Here is a 24,583-nt window from a genome sequence, read left to right as displayed (position 1 = left end):
TGGAGTAGATTTGATGAAGATCATTTCCTGTGCCGCCCTGGCGGCCGCGATCGCATTGCTCCCGGGCGCGGCCTACTCGCAGGGCAAGAGCGCGCACAAGGACGCCAAGCTCTATTTCATCACGCCGCATGACGGGCAGAAAGTTCGCGGTGGATTCTGGGTCCGGTTCGGCTTACGCAACATGGGTGTGACGCATGCCGGTGATGACTACCAGAACGCCGGTCATCACCATCTGCTGGTCGACGTCAATGATCCCATCGATCCCAAGGAGCCGATCCCGCAGGACAAGTCGCACCTGCATTTCGGCGCAGGGCAGACCGAAACCATGCTGGACCTTCCGCCGGGCACCCACACGCTGCAGCTGGTGCTCGGCGACGCCAAGCACTATCCGTTCGTACCGCCGGTCGTGTCGGAGAAGATCACGATACGCGTCAGACCGCTTGCTTCAGCGCGGAGTAAATGATCACCGCAGGCTGGCGTTGATCTTGTCCAGCACCGCCGAGCCCGGGCACAGCGCATCCGCTTCCAGCGTATTGAGCGGCGTCTCGACCGTGTTGAGGTGCTCGTGCAGGTCTTCGGCGTCGGGGTCGACATAGAGCAGGCCGGTGACGATCTGCCCCTTGGCTGCGTGCTTTTGCAGGAAGGTCATCGCGCCCAAACGGTCATGCGGATCGTAGTCGGCGTCGATCTTGCGCAGCGCGACCTTGGTGCCGTCATGCTGCTCCACCACTTGCACCGTGCCCGGCGCATAGTCCACCGCGATCGGATCGCGGCCGACCAGCACGTCGAGCCGGTTCACCGCGTCATTGTGCTCGCGGACATAGTCAAAGCTCTTGGTCGAGCCGGCGTGGTTGTTGAAGGCGATGCAGGGGCTGATGACGTCGATGAACGACGCGCCCTTGTGGCGGATCGCCGCCGCAATCAGCGGCACGAGCTGGGTCTTGTCGCCGGAGAAGCTGCGCGCCACGAAGGTTGCCCCGAGCTGCAGCGCGATCGCGACGAGGTCGATCGCGTTGTCGGTGTTGGTGACGCCCTTCTTGGATTTCGAGCCGCGGTCAGCGGTGGCCGAGAACTGGCCCTTGGTCAGGCCATAGACGCCGTTGTTCTCGACGATATAGGTCATGTTGACGGCGCGCCGGATCGAATGCGCGAACTGGCCGAAACCGATCGAGGCGGAATCGCCGTCGCCGGAGACGCCGAGATAGATCAAATCGCGGTTGGCGAGGTTGGCGCCGGTCAGCACGCTGGGCATGCGGCCATGCACGGAGTTGAAGCCGTGCGAGTTGCCGAGGAAATAGTCCGGCGTCTTCGACGAGCAGCCGATGCCGGAGATTTTTGCCACCCGATGCGGCTCGATCGAGAGCTCATAGCAGGCCTCGATGATCGAGGCCGTGATCGAATCGTGGCCGCAGCCGGCGCACAGCGTCGAGATCTTGCCTTCGTAATCGCGGCGGGTATAGCCGAGCTCGTTCTTCTTCAGGCCCGGATGATGGAATTTCGGCTTTGCGATGTAGGTCATGACACGGCCTTGCGGAGCGGGGTCACCTTGAGGTGATCCTGATGGTCGCCAATGGCTTTTGCGATGAAGCGGGCGGTGATCGGCGTGCCGTCGTAGTGCACGATCGGCACGAGGCGGACGGGATCGATGCCGTTCTCGTTGACGATGAGCTGGCGGAGTTGGCTGTCGCGGTTCTGCTCGACCACATAGACGAAGTCGTGCTCGGCGAGGAAGCTCGCCACGCTGGAGTGGAACGGGAAGGCGCGGATGCGCAGACGATCGAGCTGGTGCCCGCGCGCTTCCAACAGGCCGACCGCTTCGTCCATCGCCGGTGAGGTCGAGCCGAAATAGATCACGCCATATTTGGTCGACCGTTCCGCATTGGCCTGCAGCGGCCGCGGCACCAAGTCCTGCGCGGTCTCGAACTTGCGCACCAGGCGCTGCATGTTGTCGGCATAGACCGTGCCTTCCTCGGAGTAGCGCGCATAACGGTCGCGCGAGGTGCCGCGGGTGAAGTAGGAGCCCTTGGTCGCATGCGTGCCAGGATAGGTGCGGTAGGGGATGCCGTCGCCATCGACGTCGAGATAGCGGCCGAAGTCGCGGCCTTCCTCCAGCATCTCCGCCGTCATGATCTTGCCGCGGTCATATTGCCGCGCATCGTCCCATTTCAACGGACGGCAAAGCCGGTGGTTCATGCCGATGTCGAGGTCGAGCATCAGGAAGATCGTGGTCTGCAGTCGCTCGGCGAGATCGAACGCGGCAGCGGCGAATTCGAACGCCTCGGCGGGATCTTCCGGGAACAGCAGCACATGCTTGGTGTCGCCGTGCGAGGCATAGGCGCAGGCGATGATGTCGCATTGCTGGGTGCGGGTCGGCATGCCCGTCGAGGGGCCGGCGCGCTGGATGTTCATGATCACGGCCGGGATCTCGGCAAAATATGAGAGGCCGATGAACTCGGTCATCAGCGAAATGCCGGGGCCGGACGTGGCGGTGAAGGCGCGGGCGCCGTTCCAGGAGGCGCCGATGACGATACCAATCGAAGCGAGCTCGTCCTCGCCCTGTACGATCGCGTATTTCGCCTTGCCGGTTTCGGGATCGTGGCGGTACTTCTTGCAGTGGGCGGTAAAGGCCTCCGCCACCGACGAGGACGGCGTGATCGGATACCAGGCGCACACGGTGGCGCCGCCATAGACCGCGCCGAGCGCGGCGGCGCTGTTGCCCTCGATAAAGATACGGTCGCCGACCTTGTCGGACTTCTTCACCCTGAGCCCGATCGGGCATTTCAGGTTTTGCAGCGCCCAGTCGCGGCCGAGATGCAGCGCGTGGACGTTGGAGGAGAGCAGCTTCTCCTTGCCCTTGTACTGCTCGCCGATCAGCTGCTCGATCAGCTTCGGATCCATGTCGAGCAGCGCACTGAGGCTACCTAGATAGATGATGTTCTTAAACAGTTGGCGCTGGCGCGGATCTGTGTAAGTCGAGTTGGTGATCGCGGTGAGCGGCACGCCGATCACGGTGATGTCGTCGCGGAATTTGGTCGACGGCATCGGCTTGGTGGAATCGTAGAACAGATAGCCGCCGGGCTCGATGCCGGCGACGTCCTTGTCCCAGGTCTGCGGGTTCATCGCCACCATCATGTCGACGCCGCCGCGGGCGCCGAGATGGCCGTCTTCCGTCACCCGCACCTCGTACCAGGTCGGCAGGCCCTGGATGTTGGAGGGGAAGATGTTGCGCGGGGAAACCGGCACGCCATGGCGCAGGATCGCGCGCGCGAACATCTCGTTGGCGCTGGCCGAGCCCGAGCCGTTGACGTTGGCGAAGCGGACGACGAAGTCGTTTACGCTGCTGAGCGGCTTTTTGTCGGGCATGTCGAACCTGCGTGGGTCATCTCGATGAAATATTTCTGCATGTCCCAGGCGCCGGTGGGACAACGCTCGGCGCACAGCCCGCAATGCAGGCAGACGTCCTCGTCCTTCACCATCACGCGCCCGGTCTTGAGATCCGAGGAGACGTAGAGATCCTGGTCCGGATGCGGCGCGGGCGCCTTCAGGCGCTGGCGCAGGTCGTTTTCCTCGCCGTTATCAGTGAAGGTGATGCAATCCATCGGGCAGATGTCGGCGCAAGCATCGCACTCGATGCAGAGCGAGGTCGAGAACACGGTCTGCACGTCGCAGTTCAGGCAGCGATGCGCCTCGCCGAGCGCGAGCTTGACGTCGTAGCCGAGCTCAACCTCGGCGCGGATGTCCTTCAGCGCGACGACCTTGTCGCGATGCGGCACCTTGAAGCGCTTGTCGATGGAGATGTCGTTGTCATAGCTCCATTCGTGGATGCCCATCTTCTGCGAGGAGATTTGCACCTCCGGCAGCGGGCGTTCGCTGACATCCTCACCCGAGAGCAGCTTGTGGATCGACAGCGCGGCGTCATGGCCGTGCGCGACCGCCCAGATGATGTTCTTGGGGCCGAACGCGGCGTCACCGCCGAAGAACACCTTTGGATTGGTCGAGACGAAGGTCGTCGGATCGACCTTGGGCATGTGCCATTTGTCGAACTCGATGCCGCAATCCTGCTCGATCCAAGGAAAGGCGTTCTCCTGGCCGACCGCGACCAGCACGTCGTCGCATTCGAAGGTCTGGTCGGGCTCGCCTGATGGAACGAGGTTGCGACGACCCTTGGCGTCGTATTCGGCCTTCACCTTCTGGAAAGTGATGCCGGTGAGCTTGCCATTGTCGTGGATGAAGGCGACGGGGACGAGGAAGTTGAGGATCGGGATGTCCTCAAGGATCGCGTCTTCCTTTTCCCAGGGCGAGGCCTTCATCTCCTCGAAGCCGGAGCGCACGACGACCTTGACGTCTTCGCCGCCGAGGCGGCGCGCGGTGCGGCAGCAATCCATCGCGGTGTTGCCGCCGCCGAGCACGATCACGCGCTTGCCTATTCTGTCGGTATGGCCGAACGAGACCGAGGCCAGCCACTCGATGCCGATATGGATGTTGGCCGCTGCCTCCTTGCGGCCGGGAATGTCGAGCTCGCGGCCGCGCGGCGCGCCGGAGCCGACGAAGATCGCGTCGTATTTCTCCGCGAGCAGCGCCTTCATGCTGTCGATGCGGTGGCCGCCCTTGAAGTCGACGCCGAGATCCAGGATGTAGCCGGTCTCCTCGTCGATCACGGAATTGGGCAGGCGGAATTTCGGGATCTGCGAGCGCATCATGCCGCCCGCTTCGGGATCGGCATCGAACACGGTGCAGTGATAGCCGAGCGGCGCGAGATCGCGCGCCACCGTCAGCGAGGCGGGACCGCCGCCGACCAGCGCAACGCGCTTGCCGTTCCTCGCGGCTGGGCGCGGCAGGCGCTGCTTGATGTCGTCCTTGAAGTCGGCGGCGACGCGCTTGAGGCGGCAAATCGCCACCGGATTGTCCTCGACGCGTCCGCGGCGGCACGCCGGCTCGCATGGACGATCGCAGGTGCGTCCCAGAATTCCGGGGAACACGTTCGATTTCCAATTGATCATATAGGCGTCGCTGTAGCGGCCTTGTGCGATCAGTCGGATATATTCGGGAACCGGGGTGTGCGCAGGACAGGCCCACTGGCAATCGACCACTTTGTGAAAGTAGTCGGGGGCCGCAATGTCGGTCGGTTTCATTCCTACCCTGTCCGCGCAGGCCCCAAAGACCCCGCGGCCTTTTCTTGAGCTTGGCGAGCGCTTAATGCGCTTCGATCTGGTTTCTGAATGACGTCATTGGGTTAGCTTATTAGAACGGCTCCGAAGTACAACGGCAAATTTGCGCGATCACCGCCTTTCATGGGAGCTACGCGCGCACAGCATTAACGCCGCGCGCGATGTGCGTGCGGTGCAGCATATTGCGATGCCTGTGAGTGTGCTAAAATCGGATGAGAGCCGATGGTTCACCTCTCCCCTCCGGGGAGAGGTGAAGCCCCGCCAACCGATCTAGTCTCACTTCATCATGCTCTAACCGCGCGGGATGTCGCTCTTGGTCAAATCCCACATCAGGCAGTAGGTGCCGACGGAGATGGGAAGCGGCAAGGGCGCGGCGGCGGGGCCGGTGAAGCGCTCGGCGATGACGGCCGAGACTGCGCCGACATGCGTGCCGTCGATCAGCACGAACCAGTCGTGCGCGCCTTCATTGCGCACCGCCGGAATGTCCGCCGTTGCACCCGACAATTCGGGCTCGCTCTCCAGAAGATGCATGGAGATGATACCGTCGCGCTGGTCCGGCGCCAGCTTGTCATGCAGAGCATCACGCCATCGCGTTGCGTGGTCGGGTGTCGGCCGCAGCCGCACCACGCCGAGCGCGGTGCCACGTCCGGTGCCGTTGCTGATGGTGATGCGCGCGACGACGCGGAGCATGTCCTTGAAACGTGCCATGCATTGCCGCGACCAGTCGGTCGGGCTCGCGAGCCGCGCCCGGTAGGCGGGACTGTCGAGCACGTCGAGCGTGGCGGTCGAATACAGGCAGAGATATTTGGGATTGGCGGCATGCGCGACATAGCGCCGCGCCTCCAGGAATCCCTCGATCGCGACGCGTTCTTCCAGATGCTCGCGATCGTACCAGCGGTTGAAATCGGCCTCATCGGCCGCGTCGATGTTCATCGACGTCAGCAGCATGCCTTTCCCGGCGAGCGGCATTCTTCTTATCCTGTTATCGCGCGGTCTTCGATGCGAGGTCCGCGATCGACTTCATGACCGCGTCCCGCACGCCGGCATCATAGAGCGAATGTCCGGCTTCTTCCACGACGCGAAGCTCGCAATCCGGCCAAACTTTCGCGAGTGCCTGCGACGTCTCGGGCGGGCACAACAGATCGTAACGGCCCTGGACGATGATGCCGGGGATGCCGGCGAGCCGCCCTGCATTCCGCAACAGCTGGCTCTCGCTCATGAAGCTGTCGTTGACGAAATAATGCGCCTCCATGAACGGCGTCGCGGGCAGCGTGCGCCACACGTTCAGTGAGGCCAGGTCCAGCCGCGTCTTGGCGGGCTTGTGCTCGGACAAGGTGCGCTCGGTGTCGTGCCAGGCCCGCGCGGCGGGGCCGTGCACGGTGGGATCGGCATCGAGGATGCGGCGCCAATAGGCCTCCACCGGCCGCGCGCGCTCTTCGAGCGGTAGCACGCTGAGAAAATCCTCGTAGAGCGCGGGATAGAATTGCGACAGGCGCGAGGTGAACGCCGTCTCGACCTCCGCCCGCGTGCCGAGAAACGTCGCGCGCAGCGCGATGCCACAGACGCGCTCGGGATGCGCCTCTGCATAAGCCAGCGCCAGCGTCGCGCCCCAGGAGCCACCGACCACCATCCAGCGCTGGAAGCCAAACTTGTCGCGGATCTTCTCCATGTCCGCGATCAGATGCACCGTGGTGTTGTGCTCGCGCGAGCCCTTGGGACGGCTGCGGCCGCAGCCGCGCTGGTCGAACAGCACGGCGCAGAAGCGATCAGGATCGAACAGGCGGCGATGGTCGGGCTGGCAGCCGCTGCCGGGCCCGCCATGCAGATAGATCGCGGGGATGCCGTCGGCGCGGCCGATGCTCTCGACATAGAGCTCAAAGCCGTCGCCGACATCGAGCATGTCAGAGGTCAGCGGCGCAAACGGATCGGCCCGCCTGATCGAGCTGGCCGCGTCGGCGTCAGGTCCCATTCTCGGATTCCAGCGTGCCGCCGGCGAAGTTGCGATAGAGGAAGCGGTTGGTCTCGCCCTCGGCCTCGCGCTCGGCCTGCTTGAAGATGGTCTCGTGCAGCGGCGACAGCGCGCAAGCCGGATCGGTGTTGGCGGCATCGCCCGTCAGCGCGAAGGCCTGGCAGCGGCAGCCGCCGAAATCGATCTCGCGGAATTCGCAAGACTTGCACGGCTCCTTCATCCAGCCGGTGCCGCGATAGCGGTTGAAGGCGTCGGAGTTCTGCCAGATCCAGGCGATCGAGTGATTGGAGCGCACGGATTCGAAATCGAGCCCGGTGATGCTCTCGGCGGCGTGGCAGGGCAGCACCTTGCCGGCGGGCGAGATGTTGAAGAACTGCCGGCCCCAGCCGCCCATGCACTTCTTCGGCCGCAGCGCGTAATAGTCGGGAACGACGTAGTCGATCGCGAGTGTGCCCTTCAGGCGTTCGCGCGCCTCCTCGACGAGGCGGGTGCATTCGTCGAGCTGCGCTACCGTCGGCATCAGCGCGGCGCGGTTCTTCAGCGCCCAGCCGTAATATTGCACGTTGGCGACCTCGAGCCGGTCGGCATCGAGATCGACCGCCATCTGGATGATGTCGGGGAGCTGATGCAGGTTCTGCCGGTGCATCACCGCATTCACGGTGAGTGGCAGATCGAGCTCGCGCGTCCATCTGGCGACCTCGAGCTTCTTGCGGTGCCCGTTCCTGTAGCCGGCGACGCGATCGGCGAGGCCCTCTTCGACGCCCTGGAAGCTGATCTGAACGTGGCAGAGCCCGGCATCCGCGAGATCGCTGAGCTTGTCGCGCGTCAGCAGCACGGCCGAGGTGATCAGGTTGGTATAGAGGCCGGCGTCGCTGGCATGCTTGACCAACTCGACCAGGTCCTTCCGCGCTGTCGGCTCGCCGCCGGAGAAATGCACCTGGAGCACGCCTATCTCGGCGAGCTCGCTCAACACCTTCTTCCACTCATCGGTGGTCAGCTCTTTGCTCGAGCGGTCGAGCTCGACCGGGTTGGAGCAATAGGGGCATTGCAGCGGGCAGCGGTGGGTGATCTCGAGCAGCACGGCGAGCGGAATGCCGAACGTCTCGGCCGTCGAGCGCTGCTTCTCCAGCACCGCGAGGCTGTCGCTAACATCTGGCGGGATGGTGGGATTGCCGAGCACATCGCTCATGACGTCTTCTCCCGGGCCTCCGTGAGAAAGCCCTTGTCGGCGAGATCCTGCAGCATGACGATGACGTCGGCGAGGATCGCCTCGCGCGGCGCGACGTATTTCGCCGCCAGATGATCGGCGACATCGCCGACATTGCGCTGGCCGTCGCAGAGCTGCAAGACCTCGACCGCGATCTCGTCCGGGGCCAGCACCCGTTCCGGCGCCAGGATCACCCAGACTTGTCGCGTCTCGTCATACTTCAGCTTGGCATGCCGCGGCAGCACGGGGCGGCTTGCCTCGCTGACGCTGATGTTCCGCGGCCCGGCCATGACTGTTCCTCTTCAACTCGCTTTGGGCACGAAAGCGCCCGGCGGAATGTGGCCCTCGACATAGGCGTGATAGAGCGCATCGAGCTGCACCCAGAGCACGTTGGTCTTGAAGATCAGCGCGTTGCACACCTGCGCGCGCTGCTCCGGCGTCGTGGCATGCGCCTTGACATAGTCGAGCGCAAAGCCGGCATCGCGCGGCGCCTGCGCCAGGCGGCGCTTGAAGTAGCTCATGATGTCGGGGTTGACGAAGTCGTAATGCGCCAGCATGCCGGAGATGCGCTCTTCGTGCAGGTTCGGCGCGAACAATTCGGTGAGCGAGGAGGCGATCGCCTCCAGCGGGGTCTTCTCGCGGCAATAGTGGACATAGGCCTCGACCGCAAAGCGCGTCGCCGGCAGGATGCCCTCGGTCGATTCCACGTAAGCCGTGTCGAGGCCGAGGCCTTCGGTCAGCTTCAGCCAGCGCTCGATGCCGCCCTCGCTTCCGACGTCGCCGTCATGGTCCTCGATGCGGTGGCGCCATTCCAGGCGCGTAGCGCGGTCGCGGAAGCGCGAGATCACCACCGCGTCCTTGATCGGGATGGTGCTCTGGTAATAGTAGCGGTTCAGCGCCCAGGCCTGCACCTGGCCCTTGTTGAGCTTGCCGCCGTGCAGCAGCTTATGGAACGGATGCAGGCTGTGATAGCGCGTCGCCCCGATATGGCGCAGCGTCGCCTCGAGTTCCTCGGCGCTAGTGAGCTTGATGTCCTTGCCGATCGAGAGCGCGGTCATTCCTGTCAGTGACGCGGCATTCACAGCACAATCTCCGTTCCATCCGCGGGTATCTGCCAGCCCGCCTCTTCAGTGGCTTTCCGCTCGGGTGAAGCGGGCAGCAGCGCCGGATTCGAGTTATTGATATGCAGAAAAATCTTCCTGTCGATAGTGAGGTCAGCCAGCCGCGCGATCGCGCCGTCGACGCCGGACATCGCGACATGGCCCATGCTCTTGCCGGTCTTGTGGCCGAGCCCGGCCCTGATCATCTCGTCGTCGCGCCAGACCGTGCCGTCGAAGAACACCAGCGCCGCGCCGTCGATCTCGGCCTTGAGCGCGTCGGTGACCTCGGCGCAGGCCGCGATGAAATAGAAGCACTTGCCGCTGGTCTTGTCGGTGATCTTCAGGCCCAGCGTATCGCCATCGCCGGTCTCCCCGCCCGGATGGGCCTTGCCTTCCAGATACCAGGCCGACTTGCCGGGCACCGCGAACGGCAGCACCTCGATCCCTGAACGCGCGCCGTCCGGCAGTCGCGGCTCGAACGGCTCGCCGATGTCGGTCGGCTGGCGCCGCACGTTCTTCTCGTTCAGCACGTTGAAGATGCTGTTGGCCTTCAGGATCGCCAGCACCTTCTCATGCGCGTAAATCGTGAAGGGCGAGCCCTCGCGCATCGACAGCAGGCCTGCGACCGCGTCCACTTCGCCGTTGGTCAGGATCACGCCGGCAATCGGCGTATGGCGCAGCGCGCCCGCCTTCGGGTGCAGCTGCGGCGTGGCGTTCAATTGCTGGCGAAGGTCGGGGGAGGCGTTGATCAGGAACCAGTGCTCGCCGTCGCCGCTGAAGGCGACCGACGCCTGTGTTCGCAAGAGGTTATGGCCGCTGGCACGGGCCGCTCGGCAGCCCTCACAGCCGCAATTCCATTGCGGCACTCCGCCGCCGGCTGCGGCGCCCAGGACGACGACGCGAAGCATGATCCGTCTCCTGGAGGGAACATACCCGGTGGATCTCAGGCCGACGCAAATGTCGACACAGATTCTTTCTTTCGGCAACGCGTCGTGACTGAAAGATCCACCGGCGCAGAACGCGAAATCGCCCGCCGCTTACTTGCGGGTGGCGCTCACATACATGTTGATTTCCATGCCGCAGGGCACTTCGACGATCTTCGGGGCTTTCCAGGCCATTTGGCTCTCCATTTTCGCGAAACCGGACGTATCCGCCCACCCGCTAAATTAATGCCGGCGGAGAAGTTCGCCAGTGAAATTTTCCCGGACATAGGTAGTAGGCCGGCGGAATTGTTGCACCGCAAAGAGAGCGCATTGCGGCCGTAAAGATGAGCGAATGACATGCGCAAAAAGCCGATAGGTCGTGATCCCTGTCGGGATAAACGAGTTGTGAGTATAGAACGGCTTCCAATCGGCTACAGGCGACCCCATTGGATCAGGCATGCCCAGATATTTCTTCAACACCCGTATCGGCGACGAACTGATCGTGGATCCTGACGGCGAGGATCTGCGCAACCCCGATCGCGCCTGGGAGGTCGCGCGCCAGATGATCCTGGAGGTGGTGAAGTCGGAGGGCGCACAGCCGGCCCTGCTCGAGGCCGTCATCGAGGTGACCGATGACGAGGGGGAGATCGTGCTGGAGTTTCCCTTCACCGAGGCGCTCCTGGACATGCCGGACCAGTCCGCGACCAGGCATTAGGGGCCCACGGATCAGGTAAGGGGCGCGCAACTCCCTCCACCGTCATTGCGAGCGTAGCGAAGCAATCCAGAATCCCTCGGCGTCTGGATTGCTTCGTCGCAAGGGCTCCTCGCAATGACGGAGAATGAGGCACCATCCGGCACCAAACCCGCCCTTCCTCCCTGCGAAATCCGCATGGCTTTGCCGCGTTGCCGGCGCTAAAAGACGCCGGTCATACGGAGCAAGCCATGCAAGATCTCTGGCGCCTGTCGGCCGCCGACCTCGCCGCCCTCGTCAAGTCCAAAAAGGTGTCCGCCAGGGAGGCCGCCAAGGCCGGTCTCGCCCGCCTGGACGCCGTCAATCCCGCGCTCAACGCGGTGATCGACCACCGGCCGGACGACGTGTTCAAGCAGGCTGACGCCGTCGATGCCGCCATCGCGCGGGGCGAAGATCCGGGCGTGCTCGCGGGCGTGCCCGTCACCATCAAGGCCAATGTCGACCAGGAAGGCTTTGCCACCACCAACGGGCTGAAACTCCAGCGCGACGCGATCGCGCGCGAGGACAATCCGGTGGTCGCCAATTTCCGCAAAGCCGGCGCCATCCTGCTCGGCCGCACCAATTGTCCGGCCTTTTCCTACCGCTGGTTCACCACCAATCTGATCCATGGCGACACCAAGAATCCCCGCGACGCTTCGCTGACGCCGGGCGGCTCCTCCGGCGGTGCCGGCTCGGCGGTCGCGGCCGGCATCGGCCACATCGCCCACGGCACCGACATTGCCGGCTCGATCCGCTATCCCGCCTATGCCTGCGGCGTGCACGGCCTGCGCCCGACGCTCGGCCGCATTCCCGCTTTCAATCCCGCGCTGCCGGAGCGCCCGATCGGGCCGCAGATCATGGCGGTCTCTGGCCCGCTGGCGCGGACCGTCAACGACTTGCGCATCTCGCTCGCCGCGATGTCGGCCCGCGACATCCGCGATCCCTGGTTCGTACCGGTGCCGCTGGAAGGCCCCGCACGGCCGAAGCGTGCCGCGCTCTGTCTCAATCCGGGCGGCCTTGCCACCACGCCGGAGGTGAAGGCGGCGGTGAGCGATGCCGGCAAGCGCCTGGAGCGCGCTGGCTGGACCGTTGATGTCATAGAGAACACGCCGCCCATGCGCGACGCGGTCGAGTGGCAGATCAAGCTGTGGCTCGGCGATGGCTACGAGGCGCAGCTAGAGGCGGCCGAGCGCGAGGGCGATCCCGGTGCGCTGGCCTGCCTGCGCGGTAACCGCAGCAGGGTTACGCCGATGGACCAGGCGAATTACGCGAAGGCGCTGACCCGCCGCGCGACGCTAACCCGCGAATGGATGCTGTTCTTCGAAAAATATGCCGTGCTGCTGACGCCGGTCTCCGGCGAACTGCCGTTCCCCGATCATCTCGACCTCAAGGATGACGAGTCCTTCAAGCGCGTCTGGGAAGCGCAGCTGCCGCAGATCGCGATTCCCTTCATGGGCTTGCCGGGCCTCGTCGTCTCCACCGGTCTCGTCGGCAAGGCGCCCGTCGGCGTGCACATCGTCTCCGGCCGCTACCGCGAGGATCTGTGCCTGCTCGCGGGCGAAGCGATCGAGGCCGGCGGCGTGCCGCCGTCGCCGATCGATCCCGTGGGCTAGCGATGTCCGCCATCTACGACTTCAAGGCCAACTCGCTCGCCGGCGAGGAGGTGCCGATGCGCCGTTTCGAGGGACAGGTGCTGCTGATCGTCAACACCGCGAGCAAATGCGGCTTCACGCCGCAATATCGCGGGCTGGAGGATCTCTATCGCGATCTGTCGCCGCGCGGCTTCTCGGTGCTCGGCTTTCCCTGCAACCAGTTCGGCGCGCAGGAGCCGGGGCAGGCGGACGAGATCCAGGCGTTCTGTTCGACCAATTACGACGTCACCTTCCCGCTGTTCGAGAAGATCGACGTCAACGGCGCCAACGCACACCCTCTGTATGAGTACCTGAAACGGCAGCAATCCGGACTCTTGGGCGCCTCCATCAAATGGAATTTCACCAAATTCCTGGTGGACCGTGCCGGCAAGGTGGTCGCGCGCTACGCGCCGACCGCGCGGCCCGAAGGATTGCGCAATCAAATCGAAACACTGCTGTGAGCGAGTCAATCATGAGCGACGAATTTCCGGACCGCCTGTCGGTCGATCCGAACAGCCCCTATTACAACGCGGACATCCTGGCGCGCGACGTCGGCATCCGCTTCAAGGGCATCGAGAAGACCAATGTCGAGGAATACTGCATCAGCGAAGGCTGGGTCCGCGTCACCGCCGGCAACGCCAAGGATCGCTATGGCAACCCGCTGACCATCAAGGTGCACGGTCCGGTCGAGCCGTATTTCAGGGATAAGAAGTAGTTCGAGCTGAGCGCGCACCGCTCTCTCCTCGTCATTGCGAGCGAAGCGAAGCAATCCAGAATCTTTCCGCAGTGACGATCTGGATTGCTTCGTCGCAAGGGCTCCTCGCAATGACGACAATAACCACCAGAGGCCAACCCCATGTCCGTCCGCATCGTCGATGTCCGCGAAATCACCAAACCGATCTCCTCGCCGATCCGCAACGCCTATATCGACTTCACCAAGATGACGACGAGCCTGGTCGCCGTCGTCACCGACGTGGTGCGCGACGGCAAGCGTGTCGTCGGCTACGGCTTCAACTCCAATGGCCGTTACGGGCAGGGCGGTCTGATCCGCGAGCGCTTTACCGCGCGCATTCTCGAAGCTGATCCGAACTCGCTGCTCAATGCCGCCGGCGACAATCTCGACCCCGACAAGGTCTGGGCCGCGATGATGACCAACGAGAAGCCGGGCGGCCATGGCGAGCGCTCGGTCGCGGTCGGCACCATCGATATGGCGGTGTGGGACGCGGTGGCGAAGATCGCGGGCAAGCCGCTGTTCCGCCTGCTTGCCGAGCGTCACGGCGTGACCGCCAATCCGCGCGTCTTCGTCTACGCCGCCGGCGGCTATTACTATCCCGGCAAGGACCTCTTGATGCTGCGCGGCGAGATGCGCGGCTATCTCGACCGCGGCTACAACGTCGTGAAGATGAAGATCGGCGGCGCCCCGATCGACGAGGACCGCACCCGCATCGAGGCGGTGCTGAAGGAGATCGGCAAGGACGCGCAGCTCGCCGTCGACGCCAACGGCCGCTTCAACCTCGAGACCGGCATCGCCTACGCAAAAATGCTGCGCGACTATCCCTTGTTCTGGTACGAGGAGGTCGGCGATCCCCTCGACTACGCACTACAAGCCGCGCTCGCCGAGTTCTATCCCGGCCCAATGGCAACCGGCGAAAACCTGTTCAGCCACCAGGACGCCCGCAACCTGATCCGCTACGGCGGCATGCGCCCCGATCGCGACTGGCTGCAATTCGACTGCGCACTGTCCTACGGCCTGTGCGAATATCAGCGCACGCTGGAGGTGCTGAAGACCTACGGTTGGTCCCCCAGCCGCTGCATCCCGCATGGCGGCCACCAGATGTCGCTCAACATCGCCGCCGGCCTGGGCTTAGGCGGCAACGAAAGCTACCCCGACCTGTTCCAGCCCTATGGCGGCTTCCCCGACGGTGTCCGCGTCGAGCACGGCCACATCACCATGCCGGAGCTGGCAGGCATCGGCTTCGAGGGCAAGTCGGATCTCTACAAGGAAATGAAGGCGCTGGCGGAGTAGGGGGGGCGCTGGGGTGCGATGGCGTCTCCAATAACTCCGCTGTCATGCCCCGGCTTGTCCGGGGCATCCAGTACGCCGCGGCGGATGTGGCGAGAGCGAGCTCTTCAATGTCGGCCTCTGGATACTGGATCGCCCGGTCAAGCCGGGCGATGACACCGTTTCTGGAGCTTCGTCTCAGGCCCCCTACGACAACCGCATATCCAAGAGCCGCCGTCCTTCGCCCTTCAGCAGCTTCTTCACCGCGCTGGACGCCACGACCTCGCCGTCGTTGGCGTAGGCTTCGTGGTTCTTCTCGATGTCGTCGAGGCGATAGAGGTAGTTGACCATGACGCCGGCGGACTCGCGCATGCCCTTTGGTGAGAGATCCCCTAGCCAGTTGATGCGCTCGAGCCGGGCGCCGTTGCCGAGATGGAAGCGAGCGACGGGGTCGATCAGCTTGCCCTTCGGCGTACGTGCCTTCAGGAAGAAGTGCGCCGCGAGCGGCTCCAGAATGCTGCGCAGCAGCGCTGTCGTCTCGGGATGCTCGAACCATGTGGGATCGTCGAGACGCTTCAGCGTCTCGCAGTCCTCGTCCGACAGCGGCAGGTCCTTGTCCTGCTTCACCCATTGCATGAAGCCCGGAACCGGCGAGAGCGTCACGAAGGTGTCGAGCTTCGGCAGCTCGCGGCGCAGCTCCTCGACCACCTGCTTGATCAGGAAGCTGCCGAACGAGATGCCGCCAAGGCCACGCTGGGTGTTGGAGATCGAATAGAACACGGCAGTGCGCGCGCGCTCGATCGGCAGATGTTGGCGGTCGACCGCGAGCAGTGGCGCAATCGCACCGGGAATGGTCTCGGTCAGCGCCACCTCGACGAAGATCAAGGGCTCGTCGACCATCGCAGGGTGGAAGAAGGCGTAGCAGCGGCGGTCGACCGGATCGATGCGGCGGCGCAGATCGTCCCAGTCAGAGATCTCATGCACGGCTTCGTAACGGATGATCTTTTCGAGGATGTTGGCCGGGGTCGACCAGTCGATCCTGCGCAGCACGAGAAACCCCCTGTTGAACCACGAAGAGAGAAGATGTGAGACGTCGCGATCGAGCGCAGCGAGATCGGTGTGCCCGTTCATCATGCCGAGCAAATCGGCCCGCATGCTGACGAGGTCGCCGGTGCCGCCCGGCGCGCGGTTGAGGCGGCGGATCAGCTCCTGCCGTCGCGGCTCGGAAGCGAAATGCAGCGAGCTCGCGTCCTCGTCGGTGGGCTTGGCGCGCCATTTCTCGATCGCCTTGGACAGCCGCTCGCGATCGGGGCCGAAATCGCGCACCAGCGCCTCGAAGAAAGCGCGGCGTCCGGCCGCATCCAGCTCCTGGTAGAGATCGAGCACCTCGCGCGCCATCGCGGTGCCCGAGGCTTCGCCCCGGCCCGAGAGCAGCGCGTCGCAAAGCGCCATCAGCCCGGCGGCGTCTGGTTTGGTGTCCGAGCCGTCGCCGCGGCGAAGCAGCGTGCGGCCGCGCTCGGAGATGGTGGCGAGCAGGTCGGAGAAGAAGGCGTTGGCCATCTGGACTTTTCGATTCCGGTTTGTGCGATGCGGAAGCTTACATGGGATTTAGGCGGAAGCCGATCACAATCAAGCAGGGGAATTTTGTATCTTTAGTGGTGCCATGCAGCCCACGGTACACTGTCATGCCCCGGCTTGACCTGGCTTGACCGGGGCATCCAGTACACTGTGGCTTCTCGGTTCTAGCCGCGCCGCCTCTGGAATACTGGATCGCCCGCCTTCGCGGGCGATGACATTGAGTGTGTGGCAAACTCCGTCGGCGTCCGCCCCGTCACCTGCCGGAACGCCGCCGAGAACGCCGGCACACTGGCATAGCCCAGCTGCGTCGCAAGCTGCTTCACCGACACGTTCGCATCCGTCGATAGCCGCTGGATCGCCGCCGCAATCCTTGCGCGCTGGCACCAGCTCTTGAAGCTCAGCTGCGTTTCCGTCGAGAACAGCCGCGACAGCGTGCGCGCGGAGGTTCCAACCGCGCGCGCCAGCGTGTCGATGTCGTGCAGGCCGGTGGGATCGTCGAGCACGATCATCGCGGCGCGGCGGCAGCGCACTTCGCGCGGCAGCGGCACGAAGGTCGTGGAATCCTCGGCCTGGTGCAATTCCAGCATCACGAGACGAACCAGTAGCTCGGTCCGCGCCTCGGTATTGCCCGCGTCGAACAGGGCCAGGATCGCCTGGTGCAGCAGCGGCGACACCCGGACCACGAACTCCTTGATCAGTCCCTCATATTGCTGCTCGCGCTTCAGCCAGGGCAGGTCGAAATACAGCGTGCGCATCTCGATGTCGGCGAGCAGGTCGATAGCATGCTCGAGCCCGGCGGGCACCCAGACCGCGCGGTCCGGCGGCACCAGCCAGCGCCCTCCGGGCGTCGTCACCTGCATGGTGCCCTTGGCGGCATAGATCAGCTGCGCCTCGCGGTGCAAGTGCGGGTCGATCCGCAACCCCTTGGGATAGTCGCGCGCGACCAAGTGCACGCCCGCGGTCGAGCGGTGGTTGCCCCGGACCTCCCGGAGGATTGGCGTTTCGACGACAGTCATTGGCAGCATCCCGTCATGCCCAGGACATATAACTCATTTCGGAGCAGGAGAGGATTCGTATGAACAGCCCCAGCCGGGTCATCAGTTTCGTCAATGCCGGCCATTTCATCGACCATTATGCGATGCTGATCTTTGCCGCCGCCGTCATCATCATGGGGCCGGCGCTCGGCATGGCCTATTCGGAACTCTTGCCTTACGCGACGCCGGGCTTCGTCGCCTTCGGCGCGGGCTCGCTGCTGACCGGCTGGCTCGGGGACCGCTGGAGCCGCCGCCACATGATGCTGATCTTCTTCGTCGGCATCGGCGCCTCCATGATCGCGGTCGGCTTCGTGCAGACCCCGGCGCAGCTCGGCGCGGCGCTGCTCGCGATCGGCATGTTTGCCTCGATCTATCATCCCGTCGGCACCGCGATGATCGTGTCCTATGCCGACAAGCTCGGCCGCGAGATGGGGCTCAACGGCGTCTGGGGCAATCTCGGTGTTGCCTCCTCGGCGCTGGTCACCGGCGTGATCGGCCAATATCTCGGCTGGCGGTTTGCTTTCATCGTTCCCGGCATCGTCACCATCCTGATCGGCATCGCGTTTGCGCTGACCGTCGTCCACGAGGACCGCAAGGGCTCCAAGCAGGCAGCGGCGCAGGCGCGCGTCGCCAAGCAGGACATGTGGCGCGTGGTGTTGTCGCTGCTGATCGTCGTGGTCGCGATCTCCACCACCTTCAACGCCGTGACCGTGGCGCTGCCAAAGCTGTTCGCCGAGCGGCTCGCGGACCTGACCAAGAGCCCGGCGCTGCTCGGCGTCATCGCGGCCGGTGTCTACGTGTTCGGCGCGATGACGCAGTACACGATCGGCCGGCTACTCGACCGCTATTCGCTGAAGACGGTGGCGCTGCCGCTGTCCTTCATGCTGGCGCCGTTCCTGTATCTGGCCGCAAGCCTGTCCAATCTGCCGCTGATCGTGGTTTCGATCGGCATCGTCATGGGCGCGTTCGGGCAGGTCACGGTGAACGACGCCATGGTCGGCAAATACACCACGGAAGAGTGGCGCTCGCGCGCCTATGCCGTGCGCTATTTCGTCGGCTTCACCGCGGCCGGTGCCTCGGTCGGCCTGGTCGCCTGGCTCTACGAGCAGGGCGGCTTCGTCACCATGCTGCACGCCTTTGCCGCCCTCTGCCTGCTCGCGATCGCCGCCGCGCTGATCCTGCCGCGCGAGATCCGGACGCCGCAGGCGGCGTGAAGCGCCATCGTGAGGTGCACTGCTCACGCCGCACCGTCATTGCGAGCGCAGCGAAGCAATCCAGAATCTTTCCGTGGAGGGACTCTGGATTGCTTCGTCGCAAGAGCTCCTCGCAATGACGGGGAACAGTCGCAATGATGCGGGATGTGGCGGCACGTCGCTTGGTGCCTGCCGATGATGCCATTCTGCCGGTGTTTTGCCCGACGTGTCAAACGCCGGTTGCCGCCGGAAAACCTCAACGCCAACAACGCCGTTCTACTGTGCATGGGGTTGTTTTCGCATTTTTTGTTGAAGCACCCCCAAGGCCCGGCAGCGCAAAGCCGGAACTCCCTCCGCCTCCCGCGGGTTCTATCCCTGTCGCCCCGGCGCTTCGCCGGGCAGATGAAGGGGGAATGACACCCGCATGCAGTGGAGCCTGCTCCGACCGGTCGGCCTTGTCCCCGCGGCGCTTGTCCTCACCACCATTGCGGCGAGTGCTGAGGGCGGAAAATCGGCCGGCCCGTCCGAATTCCTCCTGGTGGCGCAGATCGTCTTGCTGATCGGGGTCGGCCGCGGTCTCGGCGAGATCATGCAGCGCATCGGCCAGCCTTCGGTGATGGGCGAACTGCTCGCCGGCATCATCCTGGGGCCGTCGCTGTTCGGCTGGATCTGGCCCGAGGCGCAGCACGCGATCTTCCCGAAGACGCCCGAGCAGAAGGCGATGATCGACGGCATCGCCCAGTTCGGCATTCTGCTGCTGCTGCTGCTGACCGGCATGGAGACCGACCTCAAGCTGGTGCGGAGGGTCGGCAGGGCGGCGATCGCGATCTCGATTGCCGGCATCCTCGTGCCCTTCGCCTTCGGCTTTGCGCTCGGCGAGTTCCTGCCGGATGCGCTGCTGCCCGATCCGCACGCGCGCCTCGTGGCCTCGCTGTTCATGGGCACGGCACTGTCGATCTCCTCGGTGAAGATCGTCGCCGTGGTCGTTCGCGAGATGAACTTCATGCGCCGCAATGTCGGGCAGATCATCGTCGCGACCGCCGTCATCGACGACACCATCGGCTGGATCATCATCGCCGTCATCTTCAGCCTGGCCTCGCACGGCACGCTCGATATCGCCTCCGTGGCCAAGGCCATGCTGGGAACGTTCGCCTTCCTGGCCGTCAGCTTCACCATTGGCCGCCGCCTGGTGTTCCAGCTGATCCGCTGGGCCAACGACAACCTCGTCAGCGCGGCGGCCGTCATCACGGTGATCCTGCTGTTGATGAGCGTCATGGCAATGATCACGCATCTGATCGGCGTCCACACCGTGCTAGGTGCCTTCGTCGCCGGCATCCTGGTCGGGGAGTCTCCGATCCTGACGCGGCAGATCGACGAGCGCCTGCGCGGCCTGATCTCGAGCTTCTTCATGCCGGTGTTCTTCGGCCTCGCCGGGCTCAGCGCCGACCTCTCGGTGCTTCGCGATCCCAATCTCCTGATGCTCACCGGCCTGCTGGTCGTGATCGCCAGTGTCGGCAAATTTGGCGGCGCGTTCGTCGGCGGCACCCTGGGCGGGCTGAATGCGAGAGAGTCGCTGGCGCTCGCCAGCGGCATGAATGCGCGCGGCTCGACCGAGGTGATCATCGCCACCATCGGCCTCTCCATCGGCGTGCTCAGCCAGAACCTGTTCACCATGATCGTGACCATGGCGATCCTGACCACGATGGCAATGCCGCCGATGCTACGCGCGGCGCTGGCGAAGCTGCCGGTGAACGAGGAGGAGAAGGAACGGCTGGAGCGGGAAGAATTCGAGAAGCGCGGCTTCATTGCCAATCTCGAACGTCCCTTGCTCGCAGTGGACGAGAGCGTCAACGCCACCTTCGCCGCGCACGTCGCGGGCGTGATTGCCGGCATGCGCGGCCTGCCAATCACCGTGCTGCACATCGGCGAGCGCGCCAGGGAGCAGGACAAGGGCGAGGGCGACAGCCACGAAGCCGTGGTGAAGAAGGCGGCCGCAACCGTCTCCGCCAATGGTGACGAGGGTGCCGGCAGCGTCGATGTCGTCACCCGGACCAGGCGCGCGGAGCTCGGCGAGACCATTGCCGACGAAGCGCGCAAGGGCTTTGACCTTCTCGTCGTCGGCATCGACAAGGTCGCTGCCGCCAAGGATCGCTTCGACCGGAAGATCGAGGACATCGCCGCCGAGTTCGAGGGGCCGCTCGCGATCGTGGTGGCCAAGGGCAGGCACTTGAAGCAGCCGGTGCCCGACGCGCTCAACATCCTCGTTCCGGTCTCCGGCAGCGGCGTCTCCAAGCGCGGCGCCGAGGTCGCGGTGGCGCTGGCGCAGGCCGGCTCAGGCTCGCTCCGGGTGATCTATGTGACGACGACGCGCGACAAGGGCGCGCAGCGCGGCACCTCTCGCGGATTGAGCCAGGAGACGGGCATCCTCAAGGACACCAGCGATCTCGCCGCCCGCTACGACGTCGACATCACGACGACGCTGCGCGTGAATCGCGCGCCGGAGGCGGCGATCCTGCGCGAGATCGACACCACCGACGTCGACCTCGTGGTCATGGGCGTCGACCGAATCCAGGCCGACCATCTCTCCTTCGGCGGCGTCGCCGCCGCCGTGTTGAGGCAGTCGAAAGTCTCCGTGCTGCTGGTCTCGAGCGGCGAGGCGCGACAGGCACCGGCGGAGAAGGCCTGAGTTGATTCGACTTGCGGCTGCGGCCGGAGTGCTTCACCTCTCCCCAGCGGGGAGAGGTCGGATTGCGCCTGGCGATGCGAAGCATCGTCCAGTGCAATCCGGGTGAGGGGCCGCAGTATCGGGTGAGACTGTAACCCCTCACCCGGAACGCATCTTCGATGCGCTCCGACCTCTCCCTTCGGGAGAGGTGACCCGAAGCAGCCTACGCCTTCACCTCCGCGGCCACCTTCGCCTTCGGCGCTTTCTTCGACGCGCGCCAATTCTCGAAGCGCTGTACCACCACGAAGAAGGCCGGCACGAACAGCACTGCGAGGCAGGTCGAGGCCAGCATGCCCGAGAACACGGTGATGCCGATCGACTTGCGCGCGCTGGCGCCGGCGCCGGTGGCGAGCACCAGGGGCACCACGCCGAGGATGAAGGCGAACGAGGTCATCAGGATCGGACGGAAGCGGGCGCGCGCCGCCTCGATCGCGGAATCCAGGAGCGGCTTGCCGTCGCGGCCGTGCAGCTCGAGCCCGACCTCGACGATCAGGATCGCGTTCTTGGCCGACAGCGCGATGAGCAGGATCAAGCCGATCTGGCAATAGAGGTTGTTGTCGATCTTGAGGCCGCTGAGGATCAGCATCGGCCCGAGCAGCGACAGCGGCACCGCGAGGATCACCGAGATCGGCGCGTACCAGCTCTCATACTGGCCGGCGAGCACGAGATAGACCAGCAGCATGGCGAGGCCGAACACCCAGTAGATCTGGTTGGAGACTGCCTTCTCCTGATAGGACATCGCGGTCCATTCATAGCCGGTGCCCGGCGGCAGCGTCTTGTCCGCGATCTCCTCCATCAGCTGCAGCGACTGGCCGGAGGAATAGCCTTGCGCCGGCAGGCCGATGATGGTCGAGGATGGATAGAGGTTGTAGAGGCTGATCAGCGACGGGCCGGTGGCCGGCGTGATCTTGGCGACGGTGCCGATCGGGATCATGTCGCCGTTCGAGTTGCGCACCTGCATGTTGGCGATGTCGCGCTCGGTGACGCGGAACGCCGGATCGGCTTGGGTGTAGACCTGGAACACGCGGCCGAATTTGTTGAACTGGTTGACGTAGGATGAGCCCAGATAAGTCGACAGGGCCGAGAACACCTGATCGGTGGTGACGTGCAGCGTCTGGGTCTTGACGCGATCGATCTCGACGTTGAATTGCGGCACTGACGAGCGGAACGAGGATTGCACGCGCTGCAGCGCGCTCTGGCTCTGGCCGTTACTGACCATCGCCCCGGTGATGGCCTGCAGCTTGGCGAAATCGCTGTTGCCGTCGCGCAGCTCGACCTGCATCGAGAAGCCGGCGGCGTTGCCGATGCCCTGGATCGGCGGCGGCGGCAGCACGATGGTGCGCGCCTCCATGATGGTCGCGAGCTTGTCGTTGAGCCCGTACACCAGCGAGCGCAGATCCTCGCCGGGCCCTTTGCGGGCCTCCCAGTCCTTCAGGATGATGTAGGCGACGCCGGCATTGGCAAGGCTCGCGCTGTTGTCGAGCGCGGAGATGCCGGCGATGGTGATGACCTGCTGGACGCCTGGGGTGTCCTTGATCAGCTCACTCGCTCTGTCGAGCACCGTCTGGGTTCGCTCTAGCGCGGCGCCGTCGGGCAGCTGCACGGCGGCGATCAGATAGCCCTGGTCCTCGATCGGCAGGAAGCCGGTCGGCACCCGCGACAGGCCGTAGCCGCCGATTCCGATCAGGACCAGCGCCACCGCGACCGAGACGGTGGCGTGCCTGACCAGGAAGCCGATCAGCCGCGTGTAACCGCGCTCGAGCCGGTTATAGACGGCGTTGAAGCCGCGGTAGAAGAAATTGCGCCGCTCCGGCGGCACCGCCGGCCGCAGCCAGAGCGCACACTGCGTCGGCTTCAAGGTCGCCGCGTTGATGGCGGAGAGAAGCGCGGTCGCCGCGATCACCAGCGCGAACTGTGAATAGATGCGCCCGGTCAATCCGGCGAGGAACGAGGCCGGCAGAAACACCGAAATCAGCACCAGGGTGATGCCGACGATCGGCGCGAACAGCTGGTCCATCGCCTTGATCGCGGCGTCGTGGCCGTTCATGCCCTGCTCGATGTTGTGGGCGGCGCCTTCGACCACGACGATGGCGTCGTCGACCACGATGCCGATCGCGAGCACGATCGCGAACAGCGTCGACATGTTGATGGTGAAGCCGAGCGCCGCCATCGCGGCGAACGCGCCGATGATGGTCACCGGCACGGTCGTCGCCGGCACCAGCATGGCGCGCCAGTCCTGCAAGAACACCAGGATCACGACCAGTACCAACAGGCCGGCCTCGATCAGCGTCATGTAGACCTCGTGCACCGAGGCCTGCACGAACTTGGTGGTGTCGAACGGCGTGTCGTATTTGATGCCTTCGGGGAAGCGCTTGGCGAGCTCCGCCATCTTCTTCTCGACCGCCTGCTCGACCTGGAGCGCGTTCGCGCCGGGCGACTGGAATACGCCGATGCCGACGGCTGGCTGCTTGTTGAGCGAGAAGATCTGGCTGTAGGTCTGTGCGCCGAGCTCGACCCAGCCGACGTCGCGCACCCGCGTGACGTCGCCGCTGGTGCCCGATTTGACGATGATGTTCTCGAACTGGCTGGTGTCGTCGAGCCGGCCGTTGACGTTGAGCGTGTACTGGAACGCCTGTCCCGGCGGCGTCGGCGGCGCGCCGACCTGGCCGGCGGAGACTTGCTGGCTCTGCTGCTGGATTGCGTTGATGACATCCTGCGGCACCAGGCCACGGACCTGCAGCTTGTTGGGATCGAGCCAGACCCGCATCGAATACTGGCCGGCGCCGAACACCGTGACGTTGCCGACGCCGGGCAGGCGGGAGAGTTCGTCGCGGATGTTGATGGTGGCGTAGTTGCTCAAATAGAGGCTGTCGTACTTCGCGTCGGGCGAGGTCAGCGTCACGAATAGCAGGATCGAGGTCGACCGCTTCTGCACGGTGACGCCCTGGTTCTGCACCGCCTGCGGTAATTGCGCCAGCGCGCTGGAGACGCGGTTCTGCACCAGCACCTGCGCGAAATTGAGGTCGGTGCCGATCTTGAAGGTCACGGTCAGCGTATAGGTGCCGTCGGAGCCGCTGTAGGACTGCATGTAGAGCATGTCCTCGACGCCGTTGACCTGCTGCTCGATCGGCAGCGCCACGGTGTCGATCACGGTCTTGGCGCTGGCGCCGGGATAGCGCGTGGTCACCTGCACGGTCGGCGGCACCACATCGGGATATTGCGCGATAGCGAGATTGAACAGCGCGACGCCGCCGATCAGGATCATCAGCAGCGCGATGACGTTCGAGAGGACCGGCCGCTCGATGAAGAATTTTGAAATCATG

At 64.6% G+C, this 24,583-nt stretch carries 21 protein-coding genes; 8 read left to right on the top strand and 13 right to left on the bottom strand.

Translation table 11 applies throughout. From position 1 onward, the window contains the following. The first annotated feature begins 13 nt into the window (after positions 1 to 13). Positions 14 to 463, top strand: coding sequence for a DUF4399 domain-containing protein (locus BLV07_RS03335; RefSeq protein WP_091879596.1), 450 nt, complete (start codon positions 14 to 16; stop codon positions 461 to 463). On the opposite strand, the gene BLV07_RS03330 is transcribed toward BLV07_RS03335, so the two are convergent. From BLV07_RS03330 to pqqA, 10 genes are all read right to left on the bottom strand, one after another. Continuing rightward, the gene (locus tag BLV07_RS03330; RefSeq protein ID WP_091879593.1) at positions 464 to 1,519 is read right to left on the bottom strand and encodes a 2-oxoacid:ferredoxin oxidoreductase subunit beta; all 1,056 of its coding nucleotides are present in this window, start codon (positions 1,517 to 1,519) and stop codon (positions 464 to 466) included. It lies immediately after the preceding gene. Beyond that, positions 1,516 to 3,363 carry a 2-oxoacid:acceptor oxidoreductase subunit alpha gene (locus BLV07_RS03325; protein WP_176945311.1) on the bottom strand — a complete coding sequence of 616 codons (1,848 nt, stop codon included), beginning with the start codon at positions 3,361 to 3,363 and terminating at the stop codon, positions 1,516 to 1,518. The genes BLV07_RS03330 and BLV07_RS03325 overlap by 4 nt, the downstream gene beginning before the upstream one ends. Further along, on the bottom strand, positions 3,333 to 5,132 hold the full coding sequence (locus BLV07_RS03320) for an FAD-dependent oxidoreductase (RefSeq protein WP_091879587.1): 1,800 nt from the start codon (positions 5,130 to 5,132) through the stop codon (positions 3,333 to 3,335). Before BLV07_RS03320 ends, BLV07_RS03325 begins: the two co-directional genes overlap by 31 nt. 327 nt (positions 5,133 to 5,459) lie before the next feature. Further along, positions 5,460 to 6,137, bottom strand: a complete 678-nt coding sequence (locus BLV07_RS03315) for a DUF4286 family protein (RefSeq protein ID WP_091879584.1) — start codon at positions 6,135 to 6,137, stop codon at positions 5,460 to 5,462. 13 nt (positions 6,138 to 6,150) lie between these two features. Then, positions 6,151 to 7,137: a prolyl aminopeptidase gene (gene pip / locus BLV07_RS03310; RefSeq protein WP_091879581.1), complete on the bottom strand. Its 987-nt coding sequence runs from the start codon at positions 7,135 to 7,137 to the stop codon at positions 6,151 to 6,153. Next, entirely contained in the window at positions 7,127 to 8,326 is a 1,200-nt protein-coding gene (gene pqqE / locus BLV07_RS03305) for a pyrroloquinoline quinone biosynthesis protein PqqE (RefSeq protein ID WP_091879578.1), read from the bottom strand. The genes pip and pqqE overlap by 11 nt, the downstream gene beginning before the upstream one ends. Beyond that, positions 8,323 to 8,634 (bottom strand): pyrroloquinoline quinone biosynthesis peptide chaperone PqqD, encoded by a 312-nt coding sequence (pqqD, locus tag BLV07_RS03300; RefSeq protein ID WP_091879575.1) that lies wholly within the window; start codon positions 8,632 to 8,634, stop codon positions 8,323 to 8,325. The genes pqqE and pqqD overlap by 4 nt, the downstream gene beginning before the upstream one ends. Before the next feature lie 12 nt (positions 8,635 to 8,646). Beyond that, the gene (pqqC, locus tag BLV07_RS03295) at positions 8,647 to 9,426 is read right to left on the bottom strand and encodes a pyrroloquinoline-quinone synthase PqqC (RefSeq protein WP_091879572.1); all 780 of its coding nucleotides are present in this window, start codon (positions 9,424 to 9,426) and stop codon (positions 8,647 to 8,649) included. Beyond that, entirely contained in the window at positions 9,423 to 10,352 is a 930-nt protein-coding gene (pqqB, locus tag BLV07_RS03290; protein WP_091879569.1) for a pyrroloquinoline quinone biosynthesis protein PqqB, read from the bottom strand. The genes pqqC and pqqB overlap by 4 nt, the downstream gene beginning before the upstream one ends. Positions 10,353 to 10,481: 129 nt before the next feature. Beyond that, a complete protein-coding gene (gene pqqA / locus BLV07_RS03285) occupies positions 10,482 to 10,562 on the bottom strand; it encodes a pyrroloquinoline quinone precursor peptide PqqA (RefSeq protein ID WP_007595659.1) in 81 nt (26 codons plus the stop codon). Between the two features lie 262 nt (positions 10,563 to 10,824). Here pqqA and BLV07_RS03280 point away from each other — a divergent pair, with 262 nt between their 5' ends. The 5 genes from BLV07_RS03280 (at position 10,825) to tarD (ending at position 14,754) form a co-directional block, all read left to right on the top strand. Beyond that, the gene (locus BLV07_RS03280) at positions 10,825 to 11,082 is read left to right on the top strand and encodes a DUF6894 family protein (RefSeq protein ID WP_091879566.1); all 258 of its coding nucleotides are present in this window, start codon (positions 10,825 to 10,827) and stop codon (positions 11,080 to 11,082) included. 227 nt (positions 11,083 to 11,309) lie between these two features. After that, positions 11,310 to 12,710 (top strand): amidase family protein, encoded by a 1,401-nt coding sequence (locus BLV07_RS03275; protein WP_091880345.1) that lies wholly within the window; start codon positions 11,310 to 11,312, stop codon positions 12,708 to 12,710. A gap of 2 nt (positions 12,711 to 12,712) precedes the next feature. Next, a complete protein-coding gene (locus BLV07_RS03270; RefSeq protein WP_091879564.1) occupies positions 12,713 to 13,189 on the top strand; it encodes a glutathione peroxidase in 477 nt (158 codons plus the stop codon). A gap of 11 nt (positions 13,190 to 13,200) precedes the next feature. Further along, positions 13,201 to 13,443, top strand: a complete 243-nt coding sequence (locus BLV07_RS03265; protein ID WP_035730878.1) for a DUF3297 family protein — start codon at positions 13,201 to 13,203, stop codon at positions 13,441 to 13,443. Positions 13,444 to 13,584: 141 nt separating this feature from the next. Next, positions 13,585 to 14,754: a D(-)-tartrate dehydratase gene (tarD, locus tag BLV07_RS03255; RefSeq protein WP_091879555.1), complete on the top strand. Its 1,170-nt coding sequence runs from the start codon at positions 13,585 to 13,587 to the stop codon at positions 14,752 to 14,754. 183 nt (positions 14,755 to 14,937) lie between these two features. Here the strand turns inward: tarD and BLV07_RS03250 are convergent, their stop codons facing one another. Together BLV07_RS03250 and BLV07_RS03245 are read right to left on the bottom strand one after the other, a co-directional pair. After that, on the bottom strand, positions 14,938 to 16,290 hold the full coding sequence (locus BLV07_RS03250; RefSeq protein ID WP_091879552.1) for a malonyl-CoA decarboxylase: 1,353 nt from the start codon (positions 16,288 to 16,290) through the stop codon (positions 14,938 to 14,940). Positions 16,291 to 16,472: 182 nt separating this feature from the next. Continuing rightward, a complete protein-coding gene (locus BLV07_RS03245; protein WP_176945310.1) occupies positions 16,473 to 17,324 on the bottom strand; it encodes an AraC family transcriptional regulator in 852 nt (283 codons plus the stop codon). 59 nt (positions 17,325 to 17,383) lie between these two features. On the opposite strand from BLV07_RS03245, the gene BLV07_RS03240 reads away from it, so the two are divergent. After that, positions 17,384 to 18,556: an MFS transporter gene (locus tag BLV07_RS03240; RefSeq protein WP_091879546.1), complete on the top strand. Its 1,173-nt coding sequence runs from the start codon at positions 17,384 to 17,386 to the stop codon at positions 18,554 to 18,556. Between the two features lie 403 nt (positions 18,557 to 18,959). Next, complete coding sequence (locus tag BLV07_RS03235; protein WP_091879543.1) at positions 18,960 to 21,221, top strand: cation:proton antiporter domain-containing protein; 2,262 nt, start codon at positions 18,960 to 18,962, stop codon at positions 21,219 to 21,221. 202 nt (positions 21,222 to 21,423) lie between these two features. On the opposite strand, the gene BLV07_RS03230 is transcribed toward BLV07_RS03235, so the two are convergent. After that, positions 21,424 to 24,582, bottom strand: coding sequence for an efflux RND transporter permease subunit (locus BLV07_RS03230; RefSeq protein WP_091879540.1), 3,159 nt, complete (start codon positions 24,580 to 24,582; stop codon positions 21,424 to 21,426). Position 24,583 lies beyond the last annotated feature (1 nt).

The organism is Bradyrhizobium sp. Rc2d (assembly GCF_900099855.1).
GTDB lineage: Bacteria > Pseudomonadota > Alphaproteobacteria > Rhizobiales > Xanthobacteraceae > Bradyrhizobium.
This window is presented reverse-complemented; position numbering and strand designations above follow the sequence as displayed.

Excerpts from the sequence above, each read along its gene's own strand:
- BLV07_RS03265 (WP_035730878.1), top strand. The coding sequence starts at position 13,201 with ATGAGCGACGAATTTCCGGACCGCCTGTCGGTCGATCCGAACAGCCCC.
- pqqB (WP_091879569.1), bottom strand. The coding sequence starts at position 10,352 with ATGCTTCGCGTCGTCGTCCTGGGCGCCGCAGCCGGCGGCGGAGTGCCG.
- BLV07_RS03240 (WP_091879546.1), top strand. The coding sequence starts at position 17,384 with ATGAACAGCCCCAGCCGGGTCATCAGTTTCGTCAATGCCGGCCATTTC.
- BLV07_RS03335 (WP_091879596.1), top strand. The coding sequence starts at position 14 with ATGAAGATCATTTCCTGTGCCGCCCTGGCGGCCGCGATCGCATTGCTC.
- BLV07_RS03235 (WP_091879543.1), top strand. The coding sequence starts at position 18,960 with ATGCAGTGGAGCCTGCTCCGACCGGTCGGCCTTGTCCCCGCGGCGCTT.
- BLV07_RS03250 (WP_091879552.1), bottom strand. The coding sequence starts at position 16,290 with ATGGCCAACGCCTTCTTCTCCGACCTGCTCGCCACCATCTCCGAGCGC.
- BLV07_RS03330 (WP_091879593.1), bottom strand. The coding sequence starts at position 1,519 with ATGACCTACATCGCAAAGCCGAAATTCCATCATCCGGGCCTGAAGAAG.
- BLV07_RS03270 (WP_091879564.1), top strand. The coding sequence starts at position 12,713 with ATGTCCGCCATCTACGACTTCAAGGCCAACTCGCTCGCCGGCGAGGAG.
- BLV07_RS03315 (WP_091879584.1), bottom strand. The coding sequence starts at position 6,137 with ATGCCGCTCGCCGGGAAAGGCATGCTGCTGACGTCGATGAACATCGAC.
- BLV07_RS03320 (WP_091879587.1), bottom strand. The coding sequence starts at position 5,132 with ATGAAACCGACCGACATTGCGGCCCCCGACTACTTTCACAAAGTGGTC.
- pqqE (WP_091879578.1), bottom strand. The coding sequence starts at position 8,326 with ATGAGCGATGTGCTCGGCAATCCCACCATCCCGCCAGATGTTAGCGAC.
- tarD (WP_091879555.1), top strand. The coding sequence starts at position 13,585 with ATGTCCGTCCGCATCGTCGATGTCCGCGAAATCACCAAACCGATCTCC.
- pip (WP_091879581.1), bottom strand. The coding sequence starts at position 7,137 with ATGGGACCTGACGCCGACGCGGCCAGCTCGATCAGGCGGGCCGATCCG.
- BLV07_RS03245 (WP_176945310.1), bottom strand. The coding sequence starts at position 17,324 with ATGACTGTCGTCGAAACGCCAATCCTCCGGGAGGTCCGGGGCAACCAC.
- pqqA (WP_007595659.1), bottom strand. The coding sequence starts at position 10,562 with ATGGCCTGGAAAGCCCCGAAGATCGTCGAAGTGCCCTGCGGCATGGAA.
- BLV07_RS03280 (WP_091879566.1), top strand. The coding sequence starts at position 10,825 with ATGCCCAGATATTTCTTCAACACCCGTATCGGCGACGAACTGATCGTG.
- pqqD (WP_091879575.1), bottom strand. The coding sequence starts at position 8,634 with ATGGCCGGGCCGCGGAACATCAGCGTCAGCGAGGCAAGCCGCCCCGTG.
- BLV07_RS03325 (WP_176945311.1), bottom strand. The coding sequence starts at position 3,363 with ATGCCCGACAAAAAGCCGCTCAGCAGCGTAAACGACTTCGTCGTCCGC.
- BLV07_RS03230 (WP_091879540.1), bottom strand. The coding sequence starts at position 24,582 with ATGATTTCAAAATTCTTCATCGAGCGGCCGGTCCTCTCGAACGTCATC.
- BLV07_RS03275 (WP_091880345.1), top strand. The coding sequence starts at position 11,310 with ATGCAAGATCTCTGGCGCCTGTCGGCCGCCGACCTCGCCGCCCTCGTC.